Annotated in this window: 9 protein-coding genes and 1 other RNA gene; 7 read left to right on the top strand and 3 right to left on the bottom strand. The window is 64.6% G+C overall.

Annotated elements, in window-relative coordinates; translation table 11 throughout:
- Together H0523_RS32135 and H0523_RS21750 are read left to right on the top strand one after the other, a co-directional pair.
- A partial coding sequence (locus tag H0523_RS32135) for a hypothetical protein (protein WP_218950881.1) occupies positions 1 to 186 on the top strand: 186 nt, incomplete at its 5' end.
- Positions 187 to 489: 303 nt separating this feature from the next.
- Entirely contained in the window at positions 490 to 855 is a 366-nt protein-coding gene (locus H0523_RS21750) for a DUF4870 family protein (RefSeq protein ID WP_035359985.1), read from the top strand.
- A 45-nt stretch (positions 856 to 900) separates the two neighbouring features.
- Here H0523_RS21750 and H0523_RS21745 read toward each other — a convergent pair whose 3' ends face one another.
- A complete protein-coding gene (locus H0523_RS21745) occupies positions 901 to 1,509 on the bottom strand; it encodes a LysE family translocator (protein ID WP_054433492.1) in 609 nt (202 codons plus the stop codon).
- A gap of 135 nt (positions 1,510 to 1,644) precedes the next feature.
- On the opposite strand from H0523_RS21745, the gene gcvA reads away from it, so the two are divergent.
- Positions 1,645 to 2,547 (top strand): transcriptional regulator GcvA, encoded by a 903-nt coding sequence (gene gcvA, locus H0523_RS21740; RefSeq protein WP_054433493.1) that lies wholly within the window; start codon positions 1,645 to 1,647, stop codon positions 2,545 to 2,547.
- Positions 2,548 to 2,966: 419 nt separating this feature from the next.
- Here gcvA and H0523_RS21735 read toward each other — a convergent pair whose 3' ends face one another.
- Positions 2,967 to 3,245 carry an SWIB/MDM2 domain-containing protein gene (locus tag H0523_RS21735; protein WP_006217453.1) on the bottom strand — a complete coding sequence of 93 codons (279 nt, stop codon included), beginning with the start codon at positions 3,243 to 3,245 and terminating at the stop codon, positions 2,967 to 2,969.
- Positions 3,246 to 3,392: 147 nt separating this feature from the next.
- On the opposite strand from H0523_RS21735, the gene H0523_RS21730 reads away from it, so the two are divergent.
- Positions 3,393 to 4,586, top strand: coding sequence for a M20 aminoacylase family protein (locus H0523_RS21730; protein ID WP_054433494.1), 1,194 nt, complete (start codon positions 3,393 to 3,395; stop codon positions 4,584 to 4,586).
- Positions 4,582 to 5,661, top strand: a complete 1,080-nt coding sequence (pyrC, locus tag H0523_RS21725; protein ID WP_156333546.1) for a dihydroorotase — start codon at positions 4,582 to 4,584, stop codon at positions 5,659 to 5,661. The genes H0523_RS21730 and pyrC overlap by 5 nt, the downstream gene beginning before the upstream one ends.
- A 119-nt stretch (positions 5,662 to 5,780) precedes the next feature.
- Here pyrC and H0523_RS21720 read toward each other — a convergent pair whose 3' ends face one another.
- Positions 5,781 to 7,616 carry an ATP-binding cassette domain-containing protein gene (locus tag H0523_RS21720; protein WP_054433496.1) on the bottom strand — a complete coding sequence of 612 codons (1,836 nt, stop codon included), beginning with the start codon at positions 7,614 to 7,616 and terminating at the stop codon, positions 5,781 to 5,783.
- A 109-nt stretch (positions 7,617 to 7,725) separates the two neighbouring features.
- On the opposite strand from H0523_RS21720, the gene rnpB reads away from it, so the two are divergent.
- Both rnpB and mraZ read left to right on the top strand, forming a co-directional pair.
- An RNA gene (rnpB, locus tag H0523_RS21715) (RNase P RNA component class A) lies at positions 7,726 to 8,131 on the top strand.
- Between the two features lie 325 nt (positions 8,132 to 8,456).
- A complete protein-coding gene (gene mraZ / locus H0523_RS21710; protein ID WP_006392946.1) occupies positions 8,457 to 8,885 on the top strand; it encodes a division/cell wall cluster transcriptional repressor MraZ in 429 nt (142 codons plus the stop codon).
- Position 8,886: the final 1 nt, after the last annotated feature.

Below are 8,886 nucleotides of genomic sequence, written 5' to 3'. Positions count from 1 at the left end.
GTGAAACGCCTTTGCGCCGATGATAGTGGACGGACGTCTGTGAAAGTAGGTCATCGTCAGGCTTTTATTCCGCAAAACCCCATAGGCTCTCGCCTGTGGGGTTTTGTCTTTTGTGCGCGCGGAAAACCCCAAAAAGAAACCCCCGTGCGGCTGACGCCGCACGGGGGTTTTTGCTGGTGGGGTTGATCTTCCGTGTGGCCTTCCATCAACGCATTTGAAGCCTTTGCAAGGCGGCCGCTGACCGTCCATTGCCACTTTCACAGCGTTTTCAAGACGCCGCATTGCCGCCTTCGCAGCGGTTTTCAAGACGCCGCCACGACGGCGTAATCATCGACGCCGTGATCTTCCGAACGCTGAAAACGGCCTGTCAAAATCACCTTGAGCAAGCCTGCAACCCGCGCCAGCATTGAATGTGCCCAAATAACAACGCTCGTGGGCCGGCTGGGTTTGTGCGGTAAGATTGACCGAGTCAATTGTTGGAGCGTAATCGTGAGTGATACCCAGACCCCCGCGCCCGGTACGGCATTAGACCTGCGCACGCTGACCCATGTGGCCTATGGTTTGTTCGCCCTGGGCTTTCTGACCAGTGGTTTCCTGGGCATCGCCACGCTGGCGGCCGTCGTGCTGATGTACCTGAAGCGTTCGGACGTCGCCGGCACCGTCTATGCCGCCCATTTCGACTGGCTGCTGCGCACCTTCTGGTGGGCGTTGCTGTGGCTGGCCATCAGCTGCCTGGCGCTGATCATCTATATTGGCTGGATCGGCGTGGTCGCGACGGTGGTGTGGGGCTTGTACCGCCTGATCAAGGGCTGGCTGGCCCTGCTGGACGGCGTTGCGCCGACCTCCTACGCCTGATTCCAGGTTCTCGAGCAAAAAAGGCCGGCTGATGCCGGCCTTTTTTTATCCGTTCAATACGACGTACAGCGCGACCAGCAACATGGCGCTGCCGAATACCCTGGCCTGGATGCGCAGCGCCTGCGGCGAATTGAAGCGTCCCAGGATGACCTTGCCACCGTAGATCCAGGGAAAATGGCAGAACAGGCCCAGGATCACGAATGCTGCGCTGAGCCGCCCGACCTGCAGCGACAGGCTGACGCCGGGCATGAGGAACTGGGCGAACATGACCGCGATCATCGAGTGGATTTTCGGATTCAGGATCACGCAGATGAAGCCGTCGACGAAGCCGAGCGGCCGGGTGTCGGCGGCCTGGCTTGCGGGTCTGGCCGATGCACGAAAGAAGCCCCAGGCCAGATAAAGCAGGTAGAGGACGCCCATCCACTTCAGCACGACGTGGATCTGCGGATGCTCATGCAGGGCGCCGCCCAGGCCCAGGCCGTAAAGCGCGCACAGCGCCAGGTTCGCGGCTTCGAATCCGACCCAGAAGGGCACGGACCCCCGCAAGCCGTAGCGGCCACCCGCGGTGGCCAGCAGCGTATTGCCCGGCCCGGGGCTGATGATCATGGGCACCGCATACCCGACAAACGCCATCCAGACTTCCCATCCCGTCATTGCCGCTCCTTGGCTGGCCGTGGACCGGCGCGCGTATTGGGCTGAGCACCGGCGAAGCCGCCATTAAACGGGGCTTACCGAGGCTGGCAAAACGATCTATTCTCATGCCTTCGATAACTCAGGCTAATCGAGTTCATGCGACGCTTGCCTCCGCTCGGCGCCTTGCGCGCCTTTGAAGCCGCTGCGCGTCACCTGAGTTTCACGCGCGCGGCGGCCGAGCTGTGCGTAACGCAGGCGGCCATCAGCCACCAGGTGCGGGCGCTGGAACAATGGCTGGGCCGGGAGCTGTTCGTCCGGCGTGGTCATGCGCTGGCATTGACGCACAAGGGGCAGGCTTATCTGGATGAGCTATCGCTCGCATTTGACCGCATGGCGGCCGCCACGGAGCAGGCGCGTGAGCATCGCGAGGGGCCGTTGCGGATCACGGCGCTGCCTTCCTTTGCCTCGCGTTGGCTGTTGCCGCGTCTGCCGGCGTTTCGCCAACGTCATCCCGAGATCGAGTTCCGTGTCGCCAGCTCGGCGCGCTTGTGGCCGGGCGATGATGAATTCGATCTTGGCATCCGCTCCGGCCTGGGCCGTTGGCCGGGACTGAAGTCGGACTTGATCGCGCGGGAGTATCTGAGTCCGGTGTGCCATCCCCGGTTGGCGGAAGGCCCGCCGGCCTTGTCCGAGCCCGCCGACCTGGCGAACGTCATGCTGCTGCACGACGAGCCACGCGCGGCATGGCGCCAGTGGTGCGAACTGGCGCGGGTGTCGCTGGACCTGACGCAGGGCGTGCAATTCAGTGATGCCGCGCTGGTGCTGCAAGCGGCGGCCGATGGGGCGGGCGTGGCGCTGGGGCGCTTGATGTTGGCGGCGGATGATCTGCGCGCCGGCAAGCTGGTTCGCCTGTTCGATCAGGTGCTGCCCAACGACTATAGCTATTGGCTGGTATCTTCGCGCACGGCCGCACAGCGGCCGGACGCACAGGCATTTCGCGCCTGGTTGCTCGAGGAGGCGCGCAAATCGCGCCTCTCGCCGGCGCTGGCGAAACGCTGAAGAGCCAGGCTGGGCAAGGCTTTGCGGGCAATGACTAATGTGATCGACGGCATCGCGGATGCGATGCCGTACAGGGCGTTCCGCGCAAGGGGATGAGGGGAGGCCATGGCGTGTCGGACATTGCGAACCGCGAGATATCGCGGGCCTTCGCTGTGCAACACGCATTCAGAACGGGCGCGTATCTCTCGATCGATCAAGACCGGGACGACGTTGTCCAAGCGATTGGACGCGACAGCGTTCGCATGCAAACGGATATGGAGGGGGAGGAGAGCCGTGCCCATCGCGGGTGTGGGACTGGCTGCGCAAGGCGGAAAGCCTGCGGTGGCGGGAAGCGCCGGAAGTCGGGTCCGCCCGGCGTTCAAGCCAGGGCGTCGCGACAGTATCGAGGCAGGGACGTACCGGGTACGCCCTTTGCCTGCTTACTTCAGATGTGCGTTGACCAGCTTGGTCAGTTCGAACATCGTGACCTGATCCTTGCCGAAGATCGGGCGCAGCTTGGCATCGGCGTTGATGTTGCGCTTGTTGCTCGCATCTTGCAGGTTGTGCTTCTTGATGTATTCCCAGATCTTCTTGGTGACCTCGGTGCGCGGCACGGCTTCCGAACCGATCACAGCAGCCAGTTCGGCGCTGGGAGTCAGGGGCTTCATGAATGCAGCGTTCGGCTTGCGCGCGGTCGCGGGTTTGGAGGTTGTGGCCATAATGCGGCGCTCCTTCTCTGGCTGTTGGAAAAATTGTCCTGCGGCCGGAGCATAACGTGTCTCTCCGGTAAAGACAAAGGCATTTATCCTCTGTAGCAACTAAAATATCCCGACTGTCCCCCCTCTCACGTCATTCTGTAACCTCCTATGTACGCACGTTCTCCTTTGGAATCAATTCGGCTGTTTCATGACGAATTGACGGCGCTGCGGCGCGACTTGCATGCCCATCCCGAGCTTGGCTTCGAAGAAGTCCGGACGTCCGGGATCGTTGCCGGCGCGCTGGAGGCGCTGGGAATCGAGGTGCACCGGGGTATCGGCAAGACCGGCGTGGTGGGCGTCATCCGCGGCAAGCGCTGCGACAGCGGCCGCATGATCGGCCTGCGCGCCGACATGGATGCGCTGCCGATGACGGAGGACAACGAGTTCGGGCACAAGTCGACCAAGCCGGGCCTGATGCACGGCTGCGGCCACGACGGCCATACGGCGGTGCTGATCGGGGCCGCCAAGTACCTGGCGCAGACGCGCAATTTCGATGGCACGGCCGTCCTCATCTTCCAGCCGGCCGAGGAAGGGCGCGGCGGCGCCAAAGCCATGATGGAGGATGGGTTATTCGACACCTTTCCCTGTGACGCCATCTATGCGCTGCACAACTGGCCCGGCCTGAAGCCTGGCACCATCGGCATCAATCCGGGGCCGATGATGGCGGCGGCCGACCGCTTCGAGATCCTGATCACCGGCCGCGGCGGCCACGGCGCGCATCCTTATCAGACGATCGACCCGGTGACGATCGCCGGCCAGATCATCACGGCGCTGCAGACCATCGTGTCGCGCAACGTCAATCCGCTGGATTCCGCCGTCGTGTCCATCGGCTCGCTGCAGGCGGGCCATCCCGGCGCGATGAGCGTGATTCCGCGCGAGGCCCGGATGGTGGGCACGGTGCGCACGTTCCGCAAGTCGGTGCAGGAGATGGTCGAGACGCGCATGCGCGAACTGGTCACGGCGATTGCCAGCGCCTTTGGCGGCACCGCCGAACTGACCTACGAACGCATCTATCCCGCGACCCTGAATACGCCGCAGCACGCCAACCTGGTCGCCGACATCGCCACCGAGATGATCGGCAAGGAAAACGTGGTGCGTGATCTGGTACCGTCGATGGGGTCGGAGGATTTCTCCTTCATGCTGCAAAGCAAGCCTGGCGCCTATTTCCGGCTGGGGCAGGGCGGGGCCGATTCCGGCTGCGTGCTGCACAACTCGCATTTCGATTTCAACGATGCCGTCATCCCCCTGGGCAGCGCGATGTTCTGCGCGCTGGCCGAACGGGGCATGCCGCTGGCAGATTAAGAAGCTCTCCATGTCCACGCAAAACACGAATCAACTGATCATCACCCGCCCCGACGATTGGCACCTGCACCTGCGCGATGGCGCGGCGCTGGAAGCGGTGGTGGCCGACACGGCCAGGCAATTCGCCCGCGCCATCATCATGCCCAACCTGAAGCCGCCGGTGACCACCACCGAGCAGGCGCTGGCCTATCGCAGCCGCATCCTGGCCGCGCTGACCAAGGCGGGCGGCGATGCCGACGCCTTTACGCCGCTGATGACGCTGTACCTGACCGACAACACCTCGGCCGAAGAGATCTTCCGCGCGCACGAGTCGGGCCAGGTCTACGCGGTCAAGCTGTATCCCGCGGGCGCGACCACCAACTCCGACGCCGGCGTGACCGACCTGCTGGGCAAATGCGCCAAGGCGCTGGAAGCGCTGGAGAAATGCGGCATGCCGCTGCTGGTGCACGGCGAAGTGACGGATCCGTCGATCGACGTGTTCGACCGCGAAGCGATTTTCGTGGAGCGCGTGATGAAGCCGCTGCGCCGCGCGTTCCCGGCGCTGAAGGTGGTGTTCGAGCACATCACCACCAAGGAAGGCGCTGAATACGTGCGCGATGCCGAGGGGCCGATCGCGGCAACGATCACGCCGCAGCACCTGCTGTACAACCGCAATGCGATCTTCCAGGGCGGCGTGCGGCCGCATTGGTACTGCCTGCCGATCCTCAAGCGCGAAACCCACCGGCTGGCGTTGGTGGAAGCGGCCACCAGCGGCAGCCCGCGTTTCTTCCTCGGCACGGACAGCGCGCCGCATGCGCGCGGCCTGAAGGAGCACGCCTGCGGCTGCGCCGGCTGTTATACCGCGCTGCATGCGATGGAGCTGTACGCGACCGCGTTCGACGCGGTCGGCAAGCTGGACAAGCTGGAAGGCTTTGCAAGCTTCCACGGTCCGGACTTCTACGGCCTGCCGCGCAATACCGGCAAGCTGACGCTGGTGCGCGAGAGCTATCAGATTCCGGATGAAGTGCCGTTCGGCGACACCGGACTGGTGCCGCTGGCCGCTGGCGAGACGCTGGCCTGGCGCGCGGCAGTCTGAGCATGCCGGCCGCCGCCATGTGGACATGGTGGGTGGCGGCCGCCCTCTATATATAGAGGGCGCTGAAGTCGAGGGCGCGGTGACGGACCCGCCGCGGTCGCGGCGGTCCCGCTATCGCGTCAGAGGGCGCTTTCGCGGCGCGCCTCGAGCAATTCCCAACGCGCGAATTTTTCCTCGAGCTCGCTTTCCAGCTTGGACAGCTCGCTGTTGATGCGTTCGACTTCGGCCGGCGCATCGCGATAGAGGCTGCCGTCGGCGAGCTTGCCGGCCAGTTCGGCCTGCTGCGCTTCGAGCGCCGCGATGGCTTCGGGCAGGCCTTCGAGTTCGCGCAGTTCCCACGAATTCATCTTGGCGGCGCGGGCCGGCTTGGGCTTGGCGGCCTTGGCGCGGGCCGCGGCTTCGTCGGCGGCGCGCGCCGCCTTGGCCGCGTCTTCCTCCGCCGCCGCGGCAGGCGCCGGGGCGGGGCGCTGGGCCACCCATTCGTCGTAGCCGCCGACGTAGTCGCGCCAGTGGCCGTTGCCTTCGTAGGCGATGGTCTGGGTGACGACGTTGTTCAGGAACGCGCGGTCGTGGCTGACCAGCAGCACCGTGCCCGAGTATTCCTGCAGCAGTTCTTCGAGCAGCTCCAGCGTTTCGATATCGAGGTCGTTGGTGGGTTCGTCCAGAACCAGCACGTTGGCGGGACGCGCGAACAGGCGCGCCAGCAGCAGGCGGGCGCGCTCGCCGCCCGACAGGCTGCGCACCGGCGAACCGGCGCGGGCGGGCGAGAACAGGAAGTCGCCGAGATAGCTCATGACGTGCTTGCGGGTGCCGCCGATCTCGACCCACTCGCTGCCCGGGCTGATGATGTCGACCAGCGTCGCGTTTTCGTCGAGCTGGGCTCGCATCTGGTCGAAGTAGGCCACCGACACGTTGGTGCCCATGCGGGTCTTGCCGCTGTCGGGTTGCATTTCGCCCAGGATCAGCTTGAGCAGCGTGGTCTTGCCGGCGCCGTTGGGGCCGATGATGCCGATACGGTCGCCGCGCAGGATGGTGGTGGAGTAGTCGTCCACCACGATCTTCTCGCCAAAGCGTTTGCCGACGTGTTCCAGTTCGGCCACCATCTTGCCCGAACGCTGGCCCTCGGCCAGCGCCAGCGACACATCGCCGACGCGCTCGCGGCGCTCGGCGCGTTCGACGCGCAGGCGTTCCAGGCGCCGCACGCGGCCTTCATTGCGGGTGCGGCGGGCTTCCACGCCCTTGCGGATCCAGACTTCTTCCTGGGCCAGCAGCTTGTCGAAGCGAGCCTGTTCGAGGCGCTCGGATTCCAGCCACTGGGCCTTGCGCTCCTGCCATTGCGAGAAATTGCCGGGGAAGCTGAGCAGCCGGCCGCGGTCCAGTTCGACGATGCGGGTGGCCACCGAATCCAGGAAGCGGCGATCGTGGGTGATGATGACGGCGGCGCCCTTCCAGGTGCGCAGCATCTCTTCGAGCCAGGCGATGCCGTCGAAGTCGAGGTGGTTGGTGGGCTCGTCCAGCAGCAGCAGATCGGGTTCCTCGACCAGCGCGCGGGCCAGCGCGACGCGCTTGCGGGTGCCGCCCGACAGGCCGGCGATCTGGGCGTCCGCCGGCAGGCCGAGTTTTTCCAGCACGGCGCGCACGCGCGACGGGCGTTGCCAGTCTTCATGGTCGCCGTCGACATTGCAGACCACGTCGAAGACGGTGGCGTTTTCGTCCAGTTCCGGTTCCTGTTCGACCGTGGCCACGCGCAGGCCCGAGGTGCGGGCGATGTCGCCATCGTCGGGCACGGTGCGGCCGTCGAGCAGCCGCAGCAGCGAGGACTTGCCGGCGCCGTTGCGGCCGATGAGGCCGATGCGCTCGCCGGCCTGGATGGCGAAGTCGGCGTGGTCCAGCAGCGGATGGTGGCCATAGGCCAGCTGGATGTCGGTCAGGGTGATGAGCGTTGCGAGAGCCATGTAGTGAGGTCGTTCTTGCGGCGGATGAGCGGATCAGACCGGTATTGTCGCAGGAACCCGCGCCGGGGTTCGGGGACGGAGCGGCGACCTGTACTAGAATACGCACCGCAAGGCGGGTCGGGCGGTCGCGGTGGATGCAAGTTCATCGAGGAAGGTCCGGACTCCACAGGGCAGGGTAGCGGCTAACGGCCGTCCGGTCGCGTCTTCGGGCGCGGTCGAGGAATAGGGCCACAGAGACGAGTCTGCGGGGCGGGCGCGCCAGTCGCGCACCGATACGGCCATCTCCGTATCGCGCCGGTCGGCAACGGCCGGCGGCATCGCAGGGTGAAACGCGGCAACCTCTACCCGGAGCAACATCAAATAGGCATGCGTGTGGCTTTCGGGCCGCGAAGGGCGGCTCCGTCCAAGCATGCGGGTAGGTGGCTACAGCGGCTCAGCAATGATCCGCGCAGAGGAATGATCGCCCGCCAGGGAAACCTGGCGTACAGAATCCGGCCTATAGACCCGTCTTGCATTGGATTTCTCATCGGAGCGGGGCCGCCGGCCGGCTTTTTTCAAGCCCGGCCATCCGCCATCTGGCGCGGAACGCCCGTCAACCCTTGGCAAGCGGGCTGGGTAAAACAATGCAAAGGCATTGTTAGCCGCCACTTCTTAAGAAGCACTTTTAGATAGTGACGCAACCTCCTGATTTATTGGGAGGTTTTTCTTTTTGCGCATTTACAAGTTGCTCTAAGTCCTTGTTGTGATTGAAAAAATTGCAACCGCGCGCTTGACCGCCCCATTGCCATACCGTAGAGTGGGAAATAGTAGGAAATTGTGCAATTAAGTGGGGTAAAAGTGGTGTTTCAGGGAAGCAGCGCGCTCACGCTGGATGCCAAGGGACGGATCTCGATTCCGACCCGGCATCGTGACGCGCTGATGGCGCAGGCGGAAGGCCGCCTGACCCTGACCCGCCACCCAGACGGCTGCCTGCTGGTGTACCCGCGGCCCGAGTGGGAAAAGAAGCGCGAGCAGATTGCCGCCTTTCCCATGACGGCGCGTGCGTTGCAGCGGCTGTTGCTGGGCAACGCTCAGGACGTGGAACTGGACGGCTCCGGCCGCGTCCTGATCGCGCCTGAACTGCGCAACGCTTCCGGTATGACGCGCGATGTGATGCTGCTCGGTCTGGGCGCCCACTTCGAGCTGTGGGATGCCGCTACCCTGGCCAGCCGCGAGGCTGAGGATCTGGCCAAGGGTATGCCGGATGTGTTGAATCAGTTTTCGTTCTGAA

Source organism: Achromobacter insuavis (genome assembly GCF_902859645.1).
Taxonomy (GTDB): Bacteria; Pseudomonadota; Gammaproteobacteria; order Burkholderiales; family Burkholderiaceae_B; genus Achromobacter; species Achromobacter insuavis.
This window is presented reverse-complemented; position numbering and strand designations above follow the sequence as displayed.